18 protein-coding genes are annotated in these 20938 nt (G+C 73.1%); 12 read left to right on the top strand and 6 right to left on the bottom strand.

Going from position 1 to position 20938, the window contains the following annotated elements; all coding sequences use genetic code 11:
* Positions 1–103: 103 nt before the first annotated feature.
* Positions 104–580 carry a MarR family winged helix-turn-helix transcriptional regulator gene (locus tag ACSUPT_RS20905; RefSeq protein WP_351967847.1) on the top strand — a complete coding sequence of 159 codons (477 nt, stop codon included), beginning with the start codon at positions 104–106 and terminating at the stop codon, positions 578–580.
* Positions 581–785: 205 nt separating this feature from the next.
* Here ACSUPT_RS20905 and meaB read toward each other — a convergent pair whose 3' ends face one another.
* Together meaB and ACSUPT_RS20895 are read right to left on the bottom strand one after the other, a co-directional pair.
* Complete coding sequence (meaB, locus tag ACSUPT_RS20900; protein ID WP_351967848.1) at positions 786–1742, bottom strand: methylmalonyl Co-A mutase-associated GTPase MeaB; 957 nt, start codon at positions 1740–1742, stop codon at positions 786–788.
* A gap of 15 nt (positions 1743–1757) precedes the next feature.
* Positions 1758–2969: an acetyl-CoA C-acetyltransferase gene (locus tag ACSUPT_RS20895; RefSeq protein ID WP_351967849.1), complete on the bottom strand. Its 1212-nt coding sequence runs from the start codon at positions 2967–2969 to the stop codon at positions 1758–1760.
* Between the two features lie 148 nt (positions 2970–3117).
* Between ACSUPT_RS20895 and mce the strand changes: the two genes are divergently transcribed.
* The 8 genes from mce (at position 3118) to rfbB (ending at position 14068) form a co-directional block, all read left to right on the top strand.
* Entirely contained in the window at positions 3118–3558 is a 441-nt protein-coding gene (gene mce / locus ACSUPT_RS20890) for a methylmalonyl-CoA epimerase (RefSeq protein WP_351967850.1), read from the top strand.
* A 176-nt stretch (positions 3559–3734) separates the two neighbouring features.
* Positions 3735–7700, top strand: a complete 3966-nt coding sequence (gene scy / locus ACSUPT_RS20885) for a polarized growth protein Scy (RefSeq protein WP_436945253.1) — start codon at positions 3735–3737, stop codon at positions 7698–7700.
* Positions 7701–7815: 115 nt separating this feature from the next.
* On the top strand, positions 7816–8751 hold the full coding sequence (locus ACSUPT_RS20880) for a cellulose-binding protein (protein WP_351967852.1): 936 nt from the start codon (positions 7816–7818) through the stop codon (positions 8749–8751).
* 144 nt (positions 8752–8895) lie between these two features.
* Positions 8896–9840 carry an ABC transporter ATP-binding protein gene (locus ACSUPT_RS20875; RefSeq protein ID WP_351967853.1) on the top strand — a complete coding sequence of 315 codons (945 nt, stop codon included), beginning with the start codon at positions 8896–8898 and terminating at the stop codon, positions 9838–9840.
* A gap of 3 nt (positions 9841–9843) precedes the next feature.
* Positions 9844–10623 (top strand): ABC transporter permease, encoded by a 780-nt coding sequence (locus ACSUPT_RS20870; protein WP_351967854.1) that lies wholly within the window; start codon positions 9844–9846, stop codon positions 10621–10623.
* A 137-nt stretch (positions 10624–10760) separates the two neighbouring features.
* Positions 10761–11882: an ABC transporter ATP-binding protein gene (locus ACSUPT_RS20865; RefSeq protein WP_351967855.1), complete on the top strand. Its 1122-nt coding sequence runs from the start codon at positions 10761–10763 to the stop codon at positions 11880–11882.
* Complete coding sequence (locus ACSUPT_RS20860; RefSeq protein ID WP_351967856.1) at positions 11879–12691, top strand: ABC transporter permease; 813 nt, start codon at positions 11879–11881, stop codon at positions 12689–12691. The genes ACSUPT_RS20865 and ACSUPT_RS20860 overlap by 4 nt, the downstream gene beginning before the upstream one ends.
* Positions 12692–13084: 393 nt before the next feature.
* Positions 13085–14068 carry a dTDP-glucose 4,6-dehydratase gene (gene rfbB, locus ACSUPT_RS20855; protein WP_361663259.1) on the top strand — a complete coding sequence of 328 codons (984 nt, stop codon included), beginning with the start codon at positions 13085–13087 and terminating at the stop codon, positions 14066–14068.
* 67 nt (positions 14069–14135) lie between these two features.
* Here the strand turns inward: rfbB and ACSUPT_RS20850 are convergent, their stop codons facing one another.
* Together ACSUPT_RS20850 and ACSUPT_RS20845 are read right to left on the bottom strand one after the other, a co-directional pair.
* Positions 14136–15533 carry an NDP-hexose 2,3-dehydratase family protein gene (locus tag ACSUPT_RS20850; protein ID WP_403505441.1) on the bottom strand — a complete coding sequence of 466 codons (1398 nt, stop codon included), beginning with the start codon at positions 15531–15533 and terminating at the stop codon, positions 14136–14138.
* Positions 15534–15744: 211 nt separating this feature from the next.
* Positions 15745–16869, bottom strand: a complete 1125-nt coding sequence (locus ACSUPT_RS20845) for a DegT/DnrJ/EryC1/StrS family aminotransferase (protein WP_436945251.1) — start codon at positions 16867–16869, stop codon at positions 15745–15747.
* Between the two features lie 561 nt (positions 16870–17430).
* Between ACSUPT_RS20845 and ACSUPT_RS20840 the strand changes: the two genes are divergently transcribed.
* Entirely contained in the window at positions 17431–17736 is a 306-nt protein-coding gene (locus ACSUPT_RS20840) for a cupin domain-containing protein (protein ID WP_436945250.1), read from the top strand.
* A 222-nt stretch (positions 17737–17958) separates the two neighbouring features.
* Here the strand turns inward: ACSUPT_RS20840 and ACSUPT_RS20835 are convergent, their stop codons facing one another.
* On the bottom strand, positions 17959–18297 hold the full coding sequence (locus tag ACSUPT_RS20835; RefSeq protein WP_351965760.1) for an ATP/GTP-binding protein: 339 nt from the start codon (positions 18295–18297) through the stop codon (positions 17959–17961).
* Between the two features lie 233 nt (positions 18298–18530).
* Between ACSUPT_RS20835 and ACSUPT_RS20830 the strand changes: the two genes are divergently transcribed.
* Positions 18531–19565 (top strand): LLM class flavin-dependent oxidoreductase, encoded by a 1035-nt coding sequence (locus tag ACSUPT_RS20830; RefSeq protein ID WP_351965761.1) that lies wholly within the window; start codon positions 18531–18533, stop codon positions 19563–19565.
* 73 nt (positions 19566–19638) lie between these two features.
* On the opposite strand, the gene ACSUPT_RS20825 is transcribed toward ACSUPT_RS20830, so the two are convergent.
* Entirely contained in the window at positions 19639–20031 is a 393-nt protein-coding gene (locus ACSUPT_RS20825; RefSeq protein WP_351965762.1) for an SCO5389 family protein, read from the bottom strand.
* Between the two features lie 220 nt (positions 20032–20251).
* Between ACSUPT_RS20825 and nucS the strand changes: the two genes are divergently transcribed.
* Positions 20252–20923: an endonuclease NucS gene (nucS, locus tag ACSUPT_RS20820; protein WP_351965763.1), complete on the top strand. Its 672-nt coding sequence runs from the start codon at positions 20252–20254 to the stop codon at positions 20921–20923.
* Positions 20924–20938 lie beyond the last annotated feature (15 nt).

Genomic DNA, 20938 nt, shown 5'->3' with positions numbered 1-20938 from the left:
TGCGCCCTCGCGGGGGCGCAGGCGTTCGAGGACGGGGGACGGGGAAGCGAAGCGGCGTCACTTCACTTCGTCCAATTTTCAACATCTTAGGTAGAATCCATATATGGAGACCGAGACGGCCACCCCGTGGCTGACCGATACCGAGCAGTGCGCCTGGCGCACCTATCTGGACGTCAACCGACTCCTGACGTACCAGCTGGAGAAGGACCTCCAGCCGTTCGGGCTGACCTACAACGACTACGAGATCCTCGTGAACCTCTCGGAGTCACCTGAGCGGCGGCTGCGGATGAGTGACCTCGCCGCCGCCACCCTCCAGTCCAAGAGCCGGCTCTCGCACCAGATCACCCGCATGGAGAACGCCGGGCTGGTCCGGCGCGAGAACTGCGAGTCGGACCGGCGCGGACTGTACGCCGTGCTGACCGACCAGGGCATGGAGACCATGCGCAAGGTGGCACCCCACCACGTCGAGTCGGTGCGCAGGCACTTCATCGACCAGCTCTCCCCCGAGGCCCTGAACGGGCTGCACACCTCCCTGAGGCCCATCGCGGAGCACCTGCGCGGGCTGCGCGGCAAGCCGTAACCCGGCGCACCACGCCCCCGCGCTGCCCCGCGGGGCCACTCCCCCGGTGAGGGCCACGCCGACAGACCCTCCACCGCCGGGACGACACACGTGGAACGGCCCCGCCCCTGACCGGGGGACGGGGCCGTTCCACGTGTGCGGCCGGGTACGCGAGCGCGCGGCCCGCGGCGGACGCCTCCCGGCGCCCGTACGGCCTCACGCGGCCTCAGCGGCCCGTCAGGCCCGCCACCAGCTCGTCGGCCGCCGCGTACGGGTCCAGCTCGCCGGCCACGATGCGCTCGGCCAGGGCGCCCAGGCGGCGGTCGCCGCGCAGGTCGCCGATCCGCTCGCGCAGGGCGGTGACCGCGATGGTCTCCACCTCGTGCGCGGCGCGCGCCCTGCGGCGCTCCGCCAGCACCCCGTGCTCCTCCATCCACGCGCGGTGCTTCTCCAGGGCCTCCACGACCTCGTCGACGCCCTCCCCGCGCGCGGCGACCGTCTTCACGATCGGCGGCCGCCAGTCGCCCGGCGCCCGCGCCTCGCCCAGGCCCAGCATGTGGTTCAGCTCGCGGGCCGTCGCGTCGGCGCCGTCCCGGTCCGCCTTGTTCACCACGTACACGTCGCCGATCTCCAGGATCCCGGCCTTCGCCGCCTGGATGCCGTCGCCCATGCCGGGCGCCAGCAGCACCACCGAGGTGTCGGCCTGCGAGGCGATCTCCACCTCGGACTGGCCGACGCCGACCGTCTCCACGAGCACCACGTCGCAGCCGGCCGCGTCGAGCACGCGGATCGCCTGCGGCGCCGCCCAGGCCAGCCCGCCCAGGTGGCCTCGGGTGGCCATGGAGCGGATGTACACGCCTGGGTCGGAGGCGTGCTCGGACATCCGGACCCGGTCGCCGAGCAGGGCGCCGCCGGAGAACGGGGACGACGGGTCGACCGCCAGCACGCCGACCCGCTTGCCGGCCCTGCGGTACGCGGAGACCAGCGCGGACGTCGACGTGGACTTGCCGACGCCGGGCGAGCCCGTCAGGCCCACCACGTACGCGCCGCCGGAGAGCGGGGCCAGGGCCGCCATCACCTCACGGAGCTGCGGGGACGCCCCCTCCACGAGCGAGATCAGCCGGGCCACGGCGCGCGGCCGGCCCTCCCGTGCCTGGGCGACCAGTGCGGGGACGTCCACCATCACGTACAGAGCTCCTTACTTCGCCGAAGCGCTCGGGACACGGACGATCAGCGCGTCGCCCTGGCCGCCGCCGCCGCACAGGCCCGCCGCGCCGATGCCGCCGCCGCGCCGCTTGAGCTCCAGCGCCAGGTGCAGCACGATACGGGCGCCGGACATGCCGATGGGGTGGCCCAGCGCGATCGCGCCACCGTTGACGTTCACCTTTTCAGGGGAAACGCCCAGGTCCTTCATGGACTGCACCTGGACGGCGCCGAACGCCTCGTTGATCTCGATCAGGTCGAGGTCCTCGACGCCGAGGCCCTCCTTCTTCAGGGCGTGCAGGATCGCGTTGGACGGCTGGGAGTGGAGGCTGTTGTCCGGGCCCGCGACATTGCCGTGCGCGCCGATCTCGGCGATCCACTCCAGGCCCAGCTCCTCGGCCTTGGCCTTGCTCATCACGACGACGGCCGCGGCGCCGTCGGAGATCTGCGAGGAGGAGCCGGCCGTGATCGTGCCCTCCTTGTCGAACGCCGGGCGGAGCTTGGCGAGCGTCTCGACGGTGGTGTCCGGGCGGATGCCTTCATCCTTGGCGAAGATCACCGGGTCGCCCTTGCGCTGCGGGATCTCCACGGGCGTGATCTCGGCCTCGAACAGGCCGTTCTTCTGGGCGGCCGCCGCGCGCTGGTGCGACAGCGCGGAGACCTCGTCCTGCTCGGCGCGGGTGATGCCGAGGCGGGCGTTGTGCCGCTCGGTGGAGGGGCCCATGCCGATGTGCTCGAACGGGTCGGTGAGGCCGTCGTGCGCCATCGAGTCGATCATCTCGATCGCGCCGTACTTGTAGCCCTCGCGGGACTTGGGCAGCAGGTGCGGGGCGTTGGTCATGGACTCCTGGCCGCCGGCGACGATCACGTCGAACTCGCCGGCGCGGATCAGCTGGTCGGCGAGCGCGATCGCGTCGAGGCCGGAGAGGCAGACCTTGTTGACCGTCAGGGCGGGCACGCTCATGGGGATGCCGGCCTTGACGGCGGCCTGGCGGGCGGGGATCTGCCCGGCGCCGCCCGTGAGCACCTGGCCCATGATCACGTACTGCACCTGGTCGCCCCCGATGCCGGCCCGGTCGAGGGCGGCCTTGATGGCGAAGCCGCCGAGGTCGGCACCGGAGAAGGAGCTGAGCGAGCCGAGCAGCCGGCCCATCGGCGTACGGGCACCCGCGACGATCACGGAGGTGGTACCGGTCGTTCCAGACATGAGGACGATCCCCTTTCAGCCGGGAGGGCTGCGGAGTGAACGAGGGTTTACCGCCAATGTACTGAGCCGTGCCAGCCCAGGTCACCGGCCGATCGGTGTGACGGCGCGCACGTTGCGTAACCGGCCCGTGGAGCGCTGCACTGTTCGCATGCTCACGAGAATCGACCACATCGGTATCGCCTGCTTCGACCTCGACAAGACGGTCGAGTTCTACCGCTCGACGTACGGCTTCGAGGTCTTCCACACCGAGGTCAACGAGGAGCAGGGGGTGCGCGAGGCCATGCTCAAGATCAACGAGACGTCGGACGGCGGCGCCTCCTACCTCCAGCTGCTGGAGCCGATCCGCGAGGACTCCACCGTCGCCAAGTGGCTGGCGAAGAACGGGGAGGGGGTCCACCACATCGCCTTCGGCACCGCCGACGTGGACGGCGACGCCGCCGCCATCCGCGACAAGGGCGTCCGCGTCCTCTACGACGAGCCGCGGCGCGGCTCCATGGGGTCCAGGATCACGTTCCTGCACCCCAAGGACTGCCACGGCGTCCTGACGGAACTGGTCACGTCGGCTGAGCCCTCCTCAGCCGAGCACTGAACCGACGCGTCCCGGCCCGGTAGAGTGGGCCGCTCCGGGCCGGGGCCGGGTCGGGGCCGCCCTGCGGCGTCGTCGTCGGAAGCGTCGATCTGACACCATTCCCCGGGGGGCCGTTCGCCGGCGAACGGTGCCCGTACGAAGAGAGTTCGCGACCAGGGGACGGATGGGACCGCGCAGTGCGGGGCTACGAACGCCAGGAGAGCCACCGGGCTGACGACGACCACCTTTCGCGGTTCGAGGCCGAGATGGACCGGCTGAAGACCGAGCGGGAGAAGGCCGTCCAGCACGCCGAGGACCTCGGTTACCAGGTCGAGGTGTTGCGCGCCAAGCTCCACGAGGCCCGGCGCGCCATCGCGTCCCGGCCTGCCTACGACAGCGCGGACATCGGCTACCAGGCCGAACAGATGCTGCGCAACGCCCAGATGCAGGCCGAGCAGATGCGCTCCGACGCGGAGCGCGAACTGCGCGAGGCCCGCGCCCAGACCCAGCGCATCCTCCAGGAGCACGCCGAGCACCAGGCCCGTCTCCAGGCCGAGTTGCACAACGAGGCCGTGCAGCGGCGCCAGCAGCTCGACCAGGAGCTCGCCGAGCGCCGCAGGACCGTCGAGGCGCACGTCAACGAGAACGTCGCCTGGGCGGAGCAGCTGCGCGCCCGTACGGAGGCCCAGGCGCGGCGCCTGATGGAGGAGTCCCGAGCCGAGGCGGAGCAGGCCCTGGCCGCCGCCCGCGCCGAGGCCGCCCGGGTCGCGGAGGAGGCCCGCCAGCGGCTCGCCGCCGAGTCGGAGGCCGCCCGCGCCGAGGCCGAGTCGATCCTGCTGCGCGCCCGCAAGGACGCCGAGCGGCTGCTCAACGCCGCGTCCACCCAGGCCCAGGAGGCCGCCAGCCACGCCGAGCAGCTCCGTACGGCCACCGCCGGCGAGGCCGAGCAGGCCCGCCGCCAGGCCGCCGAGCTGAGCCGCGCCGCCGAGCAGCGGATGCAGGAGGCGGAGGAGCGGCTGCGGCTGGCCCGCGCCGAGGCCGACAAGGTCGTCGCCGCCGCCACCGAGGACGCCGCCAAGCGGATCGCCGCCGCCGAGTCGGCCAACGAGCAGCGCACCCGTACGGCCAAGACGGAGATCGCCCGGCTGGTCGGGGAGGCCACCAAGGAGGCCGAGGCGCTGCGCGCCGACGCCGAGCAGGCCCTCGCGGACGCCCGCGCCGAGGCAGAGAAGCTCATCGCCGAGGCCGCGGAGAAGGCCCGTACGAAGGCCGCCGAGGACTCCGCCGCGCAGCTCGCCAACGCCGCCCGCGCCGCCGAGGAGATGCTCGGCAAGGCGTCCGACGAGGCGCAGGCGACCACCCGCAAGGCGGCCGAGGAGGCCGAGCGCATCCGGCGCGAGGCGGAGGCCGAGGCCGACCGGCTCGTCGGCGAGGCCGCCGACACGGCCGAGCAGCTGCGGGGCGCCGCCAAGGACGACACCAAGGAGTACCGCGCCAAAACCGTCGAGCTCCAGGAGGAGGCGCGGCGGCTGCGCGGGGAGGCCGAGCAGCTGCGGTCGGAGGCGATCGCGGAGGGCGAGCGCATCCGCGCCGAGGCGCGCCGCGAGTCCGTCCAGCAGATCGAGGAGGCCGCCAAGACCGCCGAGGAGCTGCTGACCAAGGCGAAGGCGGACGCGGACGAGCTGCGCACGGCGGCGACCGCAGAGAGCGAGCGGGTCCGCACGGAGGCGATCGAGCGGGCGACGGCCCTGCGCGCCCAGGCCGAGGAGATCCTGGAGCGCACCCGCGCCGAGGCGGAGCAGCTGCGCGCCGACGCCGAGGAGCAGGCCGAGTCCGTGCGCGCGGCCGCCGAGGCCGCCGCCGAGGCGCTGCGCGAGGAGGCCGAGCGGGGTGTGGCGGCCCGGCAGGCGGAGGCCGCCGAGGAGCTGACGCGTCTCCACGAGGAGGCCGAGACCCGGCTCACCGCGGCCGAGCAGGCCCTCGAGGAGGCCCGCGCGGAGTCGGAGCGGCTGCGCAGGGAGGCCGCCGAGGAGACGGAGCGGCTGCGCGCCGAGGCCGCCGAGCGGCGGCGCACCCTGCAGGAGCAGGCCGAGCAGGAGGCCGAGCGGCTGCGCACCGAGGCCGCGGCGGACGCGTCCAGTTCGCGTGCCGAGGCGGAGAACACCGCCGTACGGCTCCGGGCCGAGGCCGCCGCGGAGGCGGAGCGGCTGCGGACGGAGGCGCAGGAGACCGCCGACCGGGTGCGCGCCGAGGCGCAGGGCGCGGCGGAGCGGCTCAAGACGGAGGCCGCCGAGGAGCTGGCGGCCGCGCAGGAGGAGGCCAACCGGCGCCGCCGGGAGGCCGAGGAGACCCTGGGCGCCGCGCGCGCCGAGGCGGACCAGGAGCGCGAGCGCGCCCGGCAGCAGAGCGAGGAGCTGCTGGCGTCCGCCCGCAAGCGGGTCGAGGACGCGCAGGCGGAGGCGCAGCGGCTGGTCGAGGAGGCGGACCAGCGCGCCACGGAGCTGGTGTCCGCCGCCGAGCAGACCGCGCAGCAGGTGCGGGACTCGGTGGCCGGCCTCCAGGAGGCGGCCGAGGAGGAGATCGCCGGGTTGCGTTCGGCGGCCGAGCACGCGGCGGAGCGGACGCGCACCGAGGCGCAGGAGGAGGCGGACCGGGTCCGCGCCGACGCCTACCAGGAGCGGGAGCGGGCCGCGGAGGACGCGGCGCGGGTCCGCGAGCGGGCTCAGGAGGAGAGCGAGGCGGCGAAGTCGCTCGCCGAGCGGGCCGTCAAGGAGGCGCTGGCGGAGGCCGAGCGGCTCAAGGCGGACAGCGCCGAGTACGCGCAGCGGGTGCGCACGGAGGCGTCGGACTCGCTGGCGTCGGCCGAGCAGGACGCGGCGCGCACCCGCGCGGAGGCCCGCGGCGACGCCAACCGCATCCGGTCCGAGGCGGCCGCGCAGGCGGACCGGCTGGTCACGGAGGCGTCCGCGGAGGCGGAGAAGCTGGTCGGCGACGCCACGGAGCGGGCCGAGCGGATCGTCGGTGACGCCACCGGCGAGGCGGAGCGCATCACGGCGCTGGCGACCGAGGAGGCCGACCGCCTGGCGACCGAGGCGGTCGAGGTGCTCGACGAGGCGCAGGCCGAGGCGGCCCGGCTGCGGGACGAGGCGCGCAAGGACGCCGACAAGCGGCGCTCGGACGCGGCGGAGCAGGCCGACACGCTCATCGCGGAGGCGTCCGGGGAGGCGGAGCGGCTGCGGGCCGAGGCCGCCGAGACGGTCGGCGCGGCGCAGCAGGCGGCGGAGCGCATCCGCAAGGAGGCGGCGCGCCACCTGAAGGAGACCGAGGAGGCCGCGGAGCGGCTGCGCGCGGAGGCCCGCGCGGAGGCGGACCGGGTGCTGGACGAGGCGCGCGAGGCCGCGGCGAAGCGCCGGGCCGACGCGGCCGAGCAGGCCGACCAGTTGGTGGAGAAGGCCCGCGAGGAGGCGCTGCGCGCCACGACCGAGGCCGAGGCGCAGGCGGACACGATGGTCGGCGCGGCCCGCCAGGAGGCCGAGCGGATCGTGTCCGAGGCGACCATCGAGGGCAACGCCCTGGTGGAGAAGGCCCGTACGGACGCGGACGAGCTGCTCGTGGGTGCCCGGAGCGACGCCAACGCCATAAGGGAGCGCATGGAGGACCTGCGTTCCCGGACCGAGGCGGAGATCGAGGACCTGCACGAGCGGGCCCGCCGGGAGAGCGCCGAGCAGATGCGGGTCGCCGGGGAGCGGGCCGACAAGCTGGTGCGGACGGCGGAGCAGCAGCTCGCCGAGGCCGAGGCCAAGGCGAAGGAGCTGCTGTCGGACGCCAACTCGGAGGCCAGCAAGGTCCGTATCGCCGCGGTGAAGAAGGCGGAGGTCCTCCTGAAGGAGGCCAACCAGAAGAAGGCCGAGGCGACCCGCGAGGCGCAGAAGCTGAAGGAGGACGCCGAGGCGGAGGCCGAGCGCCTGCTGGCGGAGGGCCGGGGGGAGCTGGAGGTGCTGGAGCGCCGTCAGAAGGACATCCAGGGCGAGATCGCCCGGGTGCAGGCGGTGCTGGAGGCGCTGGAGTCGTTCGAGACGCCCGCCGCGGGGAACAAGGACGGGGGCGTCAAGGCGGGAGCATCGGCCGGTACCCGTTCGAGTGGCAAGTCAAACACCGATTGAGCCACTCGAAAGGCTGGACATTCTCCCAATCAAACGGTCATCCGCTCGGTGACACGCCGCTCGGGCCCCTAGGATTCCCTCTAACACCTCACCGGTCTCATTCGACAGGAACCCCATGAGCGACACTTCCTCCCCCTTCGGCTTCGAGCTCGTGCGGCGTGGTTACGACCGCGGTCAGGTGGACGACCGCATTACCAAGCTCGTCGCCGACCGTGACAGTGCTCTGGCCCGAATCACTGCTCTGGAAAAGCGCATCGAGGAACTCCACCTCGAGACGCAGAACGCACAGGCCCAGGTGAGCGACGCCGAGCCGTCGTACGCCGGTCTGGGTGCCCGCGTCGAGAAGATCCTCCGCCTCGCCGAGGAGGAGGCCAAGGAGCTGCGCGAGGAGGCCCGCCGCGCCGCCGAGCAGCACCGCGAGCTGGCCGAGTCGTCGGCGCAGCAGGTGCGCAACGACGCGGAGGCGTACGCGGCGGAGCGCAAGGCGAAGGCCGAGGACGAGGGCGTCCGCATCGTCGAGAAGGCGCAGGCCGAGGCGAACCAGCTGCGCGCCGAGGCGCAGAAGGACGCCCAGTCGAAGCGCGAGGAGGCCGACGCGCTGTTCGAGGAGACCCGCGCCAAGGCCGCCCAGGCCGCCGCGGACTTCGAGACGAACCTCGCCAAGCGGCGGGAGCAGTCGGAGCGGGACCTGGCGTCGCGTCAGGCGAAGGCGGAGAAGCGGCTCGCGGAGATCGAGCACCGCGCGGAGCAGCTGCGCCTGGAGGCGGAGAAGCTGCGTACGGACGCGGAGCGCCGGGCCCGTCAGACGGTGGAGACGGCGCAGCGCCAGGCCGAGGACATCGTGGCGGACGCGAACGCGAAGGCGGATCGTATCCGCAGCGAATCGGAGCGCGAGCTCGCGGCGCTGACGAACCGCCGGGACTCCATCAACGCCCAGCTGACCAACGTCCGCGAGATGCTGGCCACGCTGACGGGCGCGGCGGTCGCGGCCGCGAACGTGCCGGACGACGAGCCGACGAGCCGCGGCGTCCCGGCGCAGCAGTCGCGCTGACCCGCCGGCACGGCCCGCGGCAGGACACCGCCGGCCGGGACGCGCGCCGGTCCTGTTCCCCCGTGAGGACCGTCGGCAGCAGCTGAGTGAGGCCCCCCGCCACGTCGGTTGGCGGGGGGCCTTCGGCTTCCGTAGCGTGGACGCATGATCGAACTAGAGGGCCTGACCAAACGCTTCGGTTCGAAGACGGCCGTCGACGGTCTGTCGTTCACGGTGCGGCCCGGCATGGTCACCGGGTTCCTCGGGCCGAACGGCGCGGGCAAGTCGACGACGATGCGCATGATGCTGGACCTGGACGCGCCGACGAGCGGCACGGTCCGGATCGACGGGCGGCACTACCGCGAGCTGGACGAGCCGCTGAAGTACATCGGCGCCCTGCTGGACGCCAAGGCGATGCACGGCGGCCGGACCGCCTACAACAACCTGCTGTGCCTGGCGCAGTCGAACCGCATTCCGGCGCGGCGCGTCGACGAGGTGCTGGACCTGGTCGGCCTGTCGGCGGTGGCGCACAAGAAATCGAAGAACTTTTCGATGGGAATGGGGCAGCGGCTCGGAATCGCCGCGGCGCTCCTCGGTGACCCCCGCATTCTGATGTTCGACGAACCCGTCAATGGTCTGGACCCCGAGGGAATTCACTGGATTCGCCATCTGATGCAGCACCTCGCGTCGGAAGGCCGGACGATCTTCGTTTCCAGTCATCTGATGAGCGAAATGGCCCTGACGGCGGACCACTTGGTGGTCATCGGGCAGGGCAGGCTGCTCGCCGACATGTCGATGGCCGATTTCATCCAGCGGAACTCGCGCAGCTATGTGCGGCTGCGCACCCCGGAGCGCGAGCGGACCAGGGACGTGCTCGACGCCGCCGGGCTGACCCCCGTGGAGGCCGAGGACGGCGCCCTGGAGATCGATGGGGCGACGACCGAGGCCGTCGGCGAGCTCCTCGCCGAGCACCGCGTCACCCTCCACGAGCTGAGCGCCCAGCGGGCCTCCCTGGAGGAGGCGTTCATGCGGATGACCGCCGGGTCGGTCGAGTACCACGCACACGACGGCGACGCTCCCCGGTGGGGCGCGGACGTGAAGGGGGCCTGAACGATGGCATCGGTACCCGCGGTCGTCCGGTCGGAATGGACCAAGATCCGCACGGTCGCCTCCACGGTGTGGACGCTCGCCAGCGCCTTCGTGGTGACGGTCGCGGCCGGCGCCGGGCTGAGCGCGCTGATGCGGGCGCGGTACGAGGAGCTGCCCGCGTTCGAGCGGGCCACGTTCGACCCGACGGTGATCAGCTTCTCCGGGATGCTGCTGGGGCAGCTCGCGATGGTCGTCTTCGGCGTCCTGGTGGTCGGCACGGAGTACAGCTCCGGCATGATCCGCACCTCGCTCGCGGCCGTGCCGCAGCGGGCCGTGTTCCTCTACTCCAAGATCGCCGTGGCGGGGCTGCTGGCCCTGGCGGTCGGCCTCGTCACCAGCTTCCTGTCGTTCTTCGCCGGACAGGCGCTGCTCGGCGAGCACAGCACGTCGATCGGCGAGGAGAACGTGCTGCGCGCGGTGATCGGCGGCGGCCTCTACATGGGGCTGATGGCGCTGTTCTCGATGGGGGTGACGGCGATGCTGCGCTCCTCGATGCTGTCGCTCGGCATCCTCGTGCCGTTCTTCTTCCTCGTCTCGCAGATCCTGGCCGCCGTGCCCGGCGCCCGCGAGGTGGCCCGGTACTTCCCCGACCAGGCCGGCGCCAGGGTCATGCAGGTCGTTCCGGGAGCGATGGGCCAGGAGCCGCCGCCGTACGGGCCGTGGGGCGGGCTCGGGATCATGCTGCTGTGGGTGGCGGTGGCGCTCGTCGGCGGCGGACTGGTCCTGAAGCGCCGGGACGCGTAGGTTTCGCGTAGGTTTTCGGTGGGGGGCGGAACCGTCACGGCTCCGCCCCCCTCTTATCTCTTACGGGTGGCCCTTCGGCGTGCGGGTGCGCGGCGCTTCGCCGCCCACGGCAGAACCGACCTGTGTGGGGCTGGAGAATGATCGAGGCAGTCCGCCTGACCAAGCGCTACGGCGCCAAGACCGCCGTGGACGACCTGTCGTTCCAGGTGCGGCCGGGTGTGGTCACCGGCTTCCTGGGGCCGAACGGCTCCGGCAAGTCCACCACCATGCGCATGATCCTCGGCCTGGACCGGCCCACCGCCGGGCACGTCACCGTCTGCGGCCACCCCTTCCGCGAGCTGCCCAACGCGCCGCGGCAGGTCGGCGCCCTGCTCGACGCGCGGGCCGTGCACGGCGGCCGCAAGGCCCGCAGCCACCTGCTCTCCCTCGCCCAGCTCGCGGGCATCCCCGCCAAGCGCGTGGACGAGGTGCTGGGCGTCGTCGGCCTCCAGGACGTGGCGCGGCGGCGCACCAAGGGCTTCTCGCTCGGCATGGGCCAGCGCCTGGGGATCGCGGCGGCGCTCCTCGGCGACCCGCAGGTGCTCCTCTTCGACGAGCCGGTCAACGGACTGGACCCCGAGGGCATCCTCTGGGTCAGGAACCTGATGAAGGCACTGGCCGCCGAGGGCCGCACGGTCTTCGTCTCCTCGCACCTGATGAGCGAGATGGCGCTGACCGCCGACCACCTCATCGTCATCGGCCGCGGCCGGCTCCTCGCCGACATGAGCGTCCGCGACTTCATCGCCGCGAACTCCGCCGGCTTCGCGCGGGTGCGCACCCCGCAGGGCGAGCCGGAACAGCGCGAGAAGCTGATGGCCGCGCTGACCGCGGCGGGCGGCTTCGTGCTGTCGGAGCCGGACGGGGCGCTGCGCGTGACCGGGCTGACGCTCCCCCGCGTCAGCGACGTGGCGCACGAGGCCGGGGTGCGGCTGTGGGAGCTGTCCCCGCACCAGGCGTCGCTGGAGGAGGCGTACATGCGGATGACGCAGGGCGCCGTGGACTACCGCTCCACCGACGACCGGCTCGCCGAGCTCGGCCCCGTGCCCGAGCAGCCGCCCGCCGTGCCGGACGTGCCGCTGGACGGCTGGTACGCGCCCCCGCCGCCCCCGCCGGGTACGCGACCGCCCGGCGCTCCGGGTACGCCGCCGGGCGCGGCGCCCGGCGGTGGCGGGCCGCAGCAGAGCCGTACGCACGACAGCAGCACCGAGGACGCCCGATGACCACCACCCCGTACACCTCCCCCATCCCCGTGCGCCGCGCCCACCTCGGGGACGCCCTCCTCGCCGAGTGGACCAAGATGCGGTCGCTGCGGTCGACGGTCTGGACGCTGGGCGTGATGGTCGCGCTGGTCGCCGGATTCGGACTGCTGCTGGCCTTCGTGGCGGGCCGCCTGCCCGAGGAGGAGCTGCAGCGACCGGGCTCCGTCCTCGACATGGGGCTGCCCGGGATGATGCTCGCCACGGTGAGCGTGATCACGCTGGGCGTGCTGACGATCACCTCGGAGTTCGGCACGGGCCTGATCCGCACGACCCTGACGGCGTGCCCGAGCCGGGGACGGGTGCTGGCCGCCAAGGCGATCGTCTTCTTCACGCTCGTCTTCCTGACGACCACCGTCGTCGCGGCGCTCACCGCGGCGGCGCAGAGCGCCATCCTCGGGACGACGGGAGGGGCGGGTGCCGGCCAGTGGCTGCGGGTGACCGTCGGCGTCGGCCTCTTCATGGCGTGCCTCGGGCTGCTGTCGCTCGCCGCGGGCGCGGTGCTGCGCCACTCGGCGGGGGCGATCACGGCGATGATCGGCCTGGTGCTGCTGCCGTACGTGATGGTGTTCGGCCTGTACGCGGACGGTCTGGAGACCGTGCGGGAGGCGCTGATCCAGTACTCGATCCCGGCCCTGCTCGGCTCGCTGTACGTGGAGAACGCGGCGGAGCTGCCGGGTCCGTCCGGCGGGGAGGCGCTGTGGATCATGATGGGCGCCGCCGCCGTGGCGCTGGGCGGGGCGTATCTGACCCTCGACCGGCGGGACGTCTAGGGCCTGTCTTTCGGATCAGCCCGACTCCGTGGCGCGGTGTCTTTGCCTGTGGGTGAGCGGGGCATGGCGCGTGCGGATGCAAGGCGGAGGAGGGAGCCATTGCGGTGGGGGCACCTCCCAGCGGTAGCTGGGGGACACTGGCGACCGACGACAACGCCGCAGACGTGCGTGCCAGGCCCCGCGGCCCCGGGAAGATCCGAAAGACAGGCCCTAGGGCGGCCACCGGGGGCCCGTGCGGCACGGGCCCCCGGGGCTGTTTCCCGGAAATACCGGACGGCGCCGCGTTGATTTTCCCCGGCATTTCCCGTCATCGGGCGGCGGGCTCCGCATTTCGATCCCGCTTATTCCACGGAACCATGGGCTCCGGGCGGCCGCTCCCCTAAGCTTCGGTGAATGCGTATTCTTGTGACCGGCGGGGCCGGTTTCATCGGATCCGAGTTCGTACGCCGGGCGTTGACCGGGCAGCTCCCCGTGACGCCCTCCCACGTGACCGTGCTGGACAAGCTCACCTATTCGGGCGTCCTCGCGAACCTGGACCCGGTGGCGGGGCTCGCGGGCTTCACCTTCGTCCGCGGCGACATCTGCGACGCCGCCCTCGTGGACGAGGCCATGGCGGGGCAGGACGCGGTCGTGCACTTCGCCGCCGAGTCCCACGTGGACCGCTCCATCGCGGACGCCACGCCCTTCGTGACCACCAATGTCCTGGGCACGCAGGTGCTGCTCGACGCCGCCCGGCGGCACGGCGTGGGCCGTTTCCTGCACGTCTCGACCGACGAGGTGTACGGGTCGATCAGCGAGGGCTCGTGGCCGGTGGGGCAGCCGCTGGCGCCGAACTCGCCGTACGCCGCGTCGAAGGCCGGGTCCGACCTCATGGTCCTCGCGCAGCACCGCACCCACGGCACGGACGTGGTGATCACCCGCTGCTCGAACAACTACGGCCCGTACCAGTTCCCCGAGAAGGTCATTCCGCGTTTCGTCACCCGGCTGCTGGAGGGAAAGAGGATTCCGCTTTACGGCGACGGGGCGAATGTCCGGGACTGGCTGCATGTGACGGACCATTGCCGGGGAATCGCGCTCGCGCTGACCCGCGGCCGGTCCGGCGGGGTTTACCACCTGGGCGGCGGCGAGGAATTGAGCAACCGGGAACTCGCCGGGAAAGTCCTGGAGGCGCTCGGTGCCGGCTGGGACGCGGTGGAGTCGGTGCCCGACCGGAAGGGCCACGACCTGCGGTACTCGCTGGACATCGAGGCGAGCCGGGAGGAGCTGGGGTACGAGCCGCTGGTGCCGTTCGACGAGGGCCTGGCCGGCACGATCGACTGGTACCGGGAGAACACCGGCTGGTGGCGGCCGCTGCTCGACGCGGCGACCGTCGGCTGACCCGGCCGCCGGCGCGCACGCGTCCCGACGGGGCGCCGCCCACCGGTGGCGGCGCCCCGTCGGGGGTTCACAGGCTGACCGCGCCGGCGTTGACGCACGCCAGCAGCGTGCGGGCCTGCACGTTCAGATAGTGGCCGTGCGCGGACAGGGCGGACAGCTGGTCCGGTGTCGCCCACTGGTAGCCGGGGCCCGGGTCGAGGGCCGCGGTCTCCTCGTCCGCCTCGACGAACAGATACGAGATCCGCGCGTCGAGGAACCGGCCGCCCTCCTCCGACTGGACGGCCTCGTAGCGGACCGCCCCCCGCGCGCGGGCCGCCAGGACCGTGTCGAGGAACCGGGGACGCTCCCCCGCCGGCAGGTGCTCCCAGTTCTCGGGCGTGGCCTGCACCGTCGGCGCCAGCTCCACCCGGTCCAGGAAGCCGCCCTCGACCTTCGCCTGCACGAGCAGGTGCGGGACGCCCTCCACCACCCGGTACAGGAACGCCGCGATCCCCGTGCCGCACGGCTCGAACAGGGGCTGCGACCAGCCGGAGACCTCGCGGCTGCCGGCCTCCACGGTGACGCCGGCCACCCGGAAGAAGCGGCCGTCGGGCCTGCCGATGCCCCACTCGTCGCGCTCCCACCCGGCCACGTCGGCCAGGGGGATGAGCCGCGTCGACACCTCGTGGCGGCTGCGCTCCTCCGTGAACCAGGACAGCAGCTCCGTGTCGGAGCGCAGCGCCCCCGTCGCGGGCCTGGCCATCGGGAAGCAGGAGACGACGGTGCGGACGTCCATGTTGATCACGTCGTCCCGCCGCAGCAGCTCGCCGATCTGCCCGAGGGTCAGCCAGCGGAAGTCGGGGTGCGCGGGGACGTCGCCGGTGGTCTCCACCAGCATGTTGCGGTTCGCCTTGCGGTAGAACCAGGCGCCGTGCTCGGACTGGAGGGAGTCGCCGAGGACCCGGGCGCGGCCGCGGTCGGTGAAGTACTCCAGGTACCTCACGGGCGTCCCCTTGTGGACCCGCCGGTAGTTGCTGCGGGTGGCCTGCACGGTCGGGGAGATCTGGAGCAGGTTGTGGTTGCCCGGCTCCATCTTCGCCTGCAGCAGGAAGTGGAGGACGCCGTCGAACTCCTTGGCGAGGATGCCGAGGATGCCGACCTCCGGCTGATGGATGATCGGCTGCTGCCAGCCGGTCACCGGGTCCTCCCCCACCTCGGCCGCGAGCCCCACGACGGAGAAGAACTTGCCGCTGTGGTGGCGCAGATCGCCCGTGCCCGGCTCGAACGACCAGCCGTCCAGCCGGTCCAGCGGGACCCGTTCCACCCGGAAGGGGTGGGCGCGGGCCCGCCCGGCGAGCCACTCGGGCACCTCGTCGGTGCGCAGGTCCGCGCCCTCGCCCGTGACGGCGGCGGACCGGGCGAGCCTCGCCGCCAGGTCGAGGGGCACTCTGGGCCGCAGCAGCCCCCGGCCCGCACCGGGCGTCACGCCGCCGCCCCTTCCCGCTCGTCGGCCCGGAACGCGCCGCTCCGGCCTGGCGCGACACTCCGGCCGTGCGCGCCGCTCCGGCCGTGCGCGCCGCCGAGCGGTGTCCCGGCGCTCGGGCCGGTGGCGCGGCGGAACGCCGGAGGGCCGACGGGTATGTGCTCGGTGTACCGACTTCGGGCCTGCATGGTGGTCCTTTCTGTCTCCGGTGCGGTCACAGTGCGGTGAGGACGTCGCGCAGGGCGTGGATGACGCGGTCCTGGACGGCCTCGGGGAGCGAGGGGTACATGGGCAGGGAGAAGATCTCCCCGGCGAGTTTCTCGGTGACGGGCAGGGAGCCCTTCTCCCAGCCCAGGTGCGCGAAGCCGGACATGGTGTGCACGGGCCAGGGATAGCTGATGTTCAACGCGATGCCGTGCGCCTTGAGCGCCTCGATGATCTCGTCGCGGCGCGGGTGGCGCACCACGTACACGTAGTAGACATGGGTGTTGCCCGGGTTGGTGCGCGGCAGCAGCAGCCCGCCGGGCCCGGTCAGGTCGCCCAGCCCCTCCTCGTAGCGGCGGGCGACGGCGTTGCGGCCCTCGATGTAGGCGTCCAGGCGGCGGAGCTTGGTGCGCAGGATCTCGGCCTGGACCTCGTCGAGGCGGGAGTTGTGGCCCGGGGAGCGCACGACGTAGTACACCTTGTCCATGCCGTAGTAGCGCAGCTGGCGCATGGCGTGGTCGGTGTCCTCGCGCGCGGTCAGGACCGCGCCGCCGTCGCCGTAGGCGCCCAGGACCTTGGTGGGGTAGAAGGAGAAGGCGGCGGCGTCGCCCATCGTGCCGGCCAGCCGGCCGTGGTGGCGGGCGCCGTGGGCCTGCGCGCAGTCCTCCAGGATCCTCAGCCCGTGCCTGCGCGCGATCTCCTCCAGCGGCGCCATGTCGACACACTGCCCGTACAGGTGGACCGGCAGAATCACCTTCGTCCGGTCGGTGACCGCCGCCTCGACACGGTCGGTGTCCATGAGGAAGTCGTCCTCGCGCACGTCCACGAACACCGGCGTCGCACCCGTCCCGGCGATCGCGACGACGGTGGGGGCCGCCGTGTTCGACACGGTGACCACCTCGTCGCCCGGCCCCACCCCCAGCGCCTCCAACGCCAGCTTCAACGCGTTCGTGCCGTTGTCCACCCCCGTGCACCGCATCCCCGCACCGTGGTACGCGGCGAACTCCTCCTCGAAGCCCGCCACACTCTCCCCCAGCACCAGACGCCCCGAGGCGAACACCCTCTCGACCGCGCCGAGAATGTCGGCCCTCTCCTTCTCGTACTCCGGCAGATAGTCCCAGACATGGGTCGTCACGCGTGCTCCTCGTCTTCGTGGGCGCGGCCGCGGGCATCCCTCGGCCGTGGTCGGGGTCGGGGTCGGGGAACGCGGGGGTCATCGGACCGCCCCCACGGCGGGCCGCGGACGCCGGCCGGTCTCCGCCCGGGGCCCGTCGGGCCCTTCGGGCAGGTCCGGCCGGATGGGCGGCGATGCGCGCGCCGGTCCGGTGCTTGTCCCTGGACAGTATGGTGCTCGGCCCGTTGCCGTAGAAGGAGTTCAGGAGGATCAGCGCGCCGGTTCCACCGCCGGGGAAACGCCCCCGACGGCCCGCGGGGCGGGGCCGGCCTCCTCGGGCGCGGCGGGACCGGCCGCCCTGCGGGACCGGCCGCCCGGCGGGCCGGTCCCGCGGTCACCGTGCCGGGCCGCCCAGTGGCTTGTCACATGGCCTCGGCCGGGTGATCGCGGTGCCGCCGGCGGGAGGTTTTGCCAAACGGTCGACCCACCGTCGTCCCCGCCCGGATAGCGTCCCGGCATCCGCTGAAGGTGACGGGCGGGCTGCGTGCGCCGTGGTGCGAGCAGCCCGTTGGGAGGTATGCGATGAGTCCGATCGACGTCGTGGAGACGGCGGCCGCGCTGCCGGCCGCCTGGAGCTCCCGCTCGTTGGGGCAGGTGGGGACGGCCTGTGTGAAAGTCCTGCGCATGGACGGCAGACCGGTGCAGGAAGAGGCTCACGGGGCCGATGAGGTGCTGCTCGTGCTGGAGGGGCGGCTGGAGCTGCTGGTGGAGGGCGCCGAAGTCGCCGTGCGGGCAGGCGAGATGTACCGGGTGCCGGCAGGCGCGCGACACGCTGTCCGCCCCGGCAGTCGGGGCACGTTGGTGATCGTGGAGGATCCCGGGGCGTGAAGCTGCCCGGGACCCTGGCCGGGCAAGCCGTCCATGACCGGGTCGGTGATCCGGGCGTGCCGTCCGTCTTCGGTGGGCGGCCGGTGGGCGTACCCAGGCCCCGGGTGGAGAGGGCGGTGGTCTCCGACGCCCCGCGGCCGCCTCCGGGATCAGCGCTCGGAGACGGTCCGCGAGACGGCGGGCAGCAGGTCCGTCACCGGGCCGGGGCGCTGTGCCGAGCCACTAGTAGCGGGGGGCGTTGCGGGAGCGTTGGACGCGGGTGGTGCGGCGGTCCTTCGCGTTCCAGCACGCCTTGTGCCAGTGCCGCCGGTCGTCCACCCCGCCGCCGTACTGCGGCCAGGCCACCAGGTGCGGAACGCCGGAGGGGATCTCCTGGTCGCAGCCGGGGCAGCGGTACCGCTTGCCGGCCGCGCTCGCGCCCGCCACGTTCCGTACGGACCAGTCCTCGCCGTGCCACGACTCCGTCCGCTCGAACCCCCCGTAGCGGCCGCCGTCACCGCCGCCGGTCTCGGGGGACTTCTCTCCGCCCCTCTTCTGGGGCCGGTTGCGGCGCGGGGACACGGGACACCTCACAGGGCGGGCGGGACAGGTCTGCGGTCCAGCCTAAGGGCCCCGCGAGGCCCAACGACGGGCCGCCGGGCCCCCCGTACACCCGCGCGAGACCTCCCCCGTCGGAGGGCATCCAACCGACAATCGCAAGAATCCGGCGGGTGGCCGTTGCCTATGGCACGTGTCAGACGTTGTCGGCGGTGAAGGCGAGACAAGGGCGTCGGCCGTCGAGGAGGCATGAGGCGATGCGCGTGGGAACCTTCGTGCTGGCGGCGCAGTTCCCCGGTCAGGGGCACAGCGAGGCGCTGCACAGGGCGGTCCGGTCGGCGGAGGTCGCCGAGGAGGCCGGGCTCGACTCGGTGTGGCTGGCGGAGCACCACTTCGTGCCGTACGGGGTGTGCCCGTCGGCCATCACCCTGGCCGCGCTGCTGCTGGGCCGCACGCGCCGGATCCGGGTCGGCACGGCGGTGAGCGTGCTGCCGACGGCGCATCCGGTCGCGCTGGGCGAGCAGGCCGCGCTGCTGCACATCACGTCGGGCGGCCGGTTCACGCTCGGCGTGGGCCGGGGCGGGCCCTGGGTGGACCTGGAGGTCTTCGCCGCGGGCCTGGAGGCGTACGAGCGGCACTTCCCCGAGTCGCTGGACGTACTGCTGCGCTGGCTGCGCCAGGACCGGGTCGGGGCGGACGGCGAGCGGCACCGCTTCCGCGAGGTCCCGGTCGTGCCCCGCCCGGACGAGCTGATCGACGGGGCGGCCGCGCCGGAGACGATCCTCGCCTGCACCTCCGCCAGGAGCGTCCGGCTCGCCGCCGCGCACGGCCTGCCGATGCTGCTCGGGATGCACTGCGGCGACGACGAGAAGGCGGAGATGACCGCCCTGTGGCGGAGCGAGGCCCTGGCCGCCGGGCACGACCCGGACGAGGTCGCCCGGATCGCCGGGCGGCATGTGTCGGCCGGTGTGGTCCAGCTCGCCGACCACACGCCGGACGCGGTGGAGACGCTGTTGAAGTCCGTGCCCGGCTGGCTGCGCCACGGCCTGGCCGCGCATGTCACCGCGGACGGGCGGCCCCGGGCGATGCGCGACCCGTACGCGTACACGGAGCTGCTGTGCCGGCTCCACCCGGTCGGTACGCCGCGGCTCGCCGCGGACCGGCTGGCGGCCACGGCGGAGCGGACCGGCATCCGGCGGTTCGCGCTGCTGGCGGAGGGGTCCGGCCAGCTCGCGGCGACGGAGGAGAACGTGCGCCGGCTGGGCGCCGAGGTCCTGCCCCTGCTGCGGTAGGCGCGGCTGCCGCCCCTGCACCCGTCGCGCCTCCGGAGCGAGGCGATGCGGAGCGGCAACGCGTACGCGCGTCTCAGCAGTCGCGCAGCACCGGCGACTGGTTCAGCAGTTGCGCCCGTACGGAGGTGAAGCGGGCCAGCCGCTCGTCGGCCGCCGGGTCGAGCGGGAACACCGCGACGCGGTGGCAGTTCTGGAAGGCGAGACGGACGCCGAAGTGGCGCTCCAGCGCCCCGCGTATCGCGTCGCTGGCCAGCGCGCGCAGCAGCTGCCCGCGCGCGTGCTCGTCCGGCGGAGGCGTCTGGTTGTCGGCGAAGGCGCCCCCGTCCGTCCTCAGCCGGGCCACCAGAGAACTGATCATCTCCCATGCGAAGGGCAGGGAGGTCCGGACGCAGTCGACGAAGGCCGCTTCGTCGACCTCGCCTCGCTCGGCCTGTTCCAACAGCGCCGGTGAGACGTCGAGCGACATGGGTTCTCCTCTCGCGACCCCGCCGGGAGCGGGGTCTTACGGGCAGGGAAGGAGGAGCCCCCGTACGCACACGCTGCGTGCACGAGTGACGACCTCCCGCTTCCACGGTAGGCGCGCTGTCCGGACCGCACCAGGAGATTGACCCACAACAGGCCAAGGAACCAGGGCCGTTTGGCACCGAATCGCGCGGAACCGCGTGTGTCGAGTAGCGTTGCGCACCATGCGTCTCGTCATCGCCCGCTGCTCCGTGGACTACGCGGGCCGGCTCACCGCCCACCTGCCCTCCGCCCCCCGTCTGATCCTGGTCAAGGCGGACGGCAGCGTCTCGATCCACGCCGACGACCGGGCCTACAAGCCCCTCAACTGGATGTCGCCGCCGTGCACCCTCAAAGAGGGCGAAGGCGACTCCTCGGGCGTCTGGACGGTCGTCAACAAGGCGGGCGAGAAACTGATCATCACGATGGAGGAGATCCTCCACGACTCGTCCCACGAGCTGGGCGTCGACCCGGGCCTCATCAAGGACGGCGTGGAGGCGCACCTCCAGGAGCTGCTCGCGGACCGGATCGAGACGCTCGGCGACGGATACACGCTCATCCGCCGCGAGTACCCGACGGCGATCGGCCCGGTCGACATCCTGTGCCGGGACGGCGAGGGCGGCACGGTCGCCGTCGAGATCAAGCGGCGCGGCGAGATCGACGGCGTGGAGCAGCTCACCCGTTACCTCGATCTGCTGAACCGGGACCCGCACCTGGCGCCGGTGAGGGGCGTCTTCGCCGCGCAGGAGATCAAGCCGCAGGCGCGCGTCCTGGCGACCGACCGCGGCATCGACTGCGTGGTGCTGGACTACGACGCGCTGCGCGGCATCGAGGACGACAAGCTGCGGCTGTTCTGACGCCGCGTGCACGCG

The sequence above is a fragment of the Streptomyces sp. SudanB25_2051 genome (assembly GCF_964272635.1).
Taxonomy (GTDB): domain Bacteria; phylum Actinomycetota; class Actinomycetes; order Streptomycetales; family Streptomycetaceae; genus Streptomyces.
This window is presented reverse-complemented; position numbering and strand designations above follow the sequence as displayed.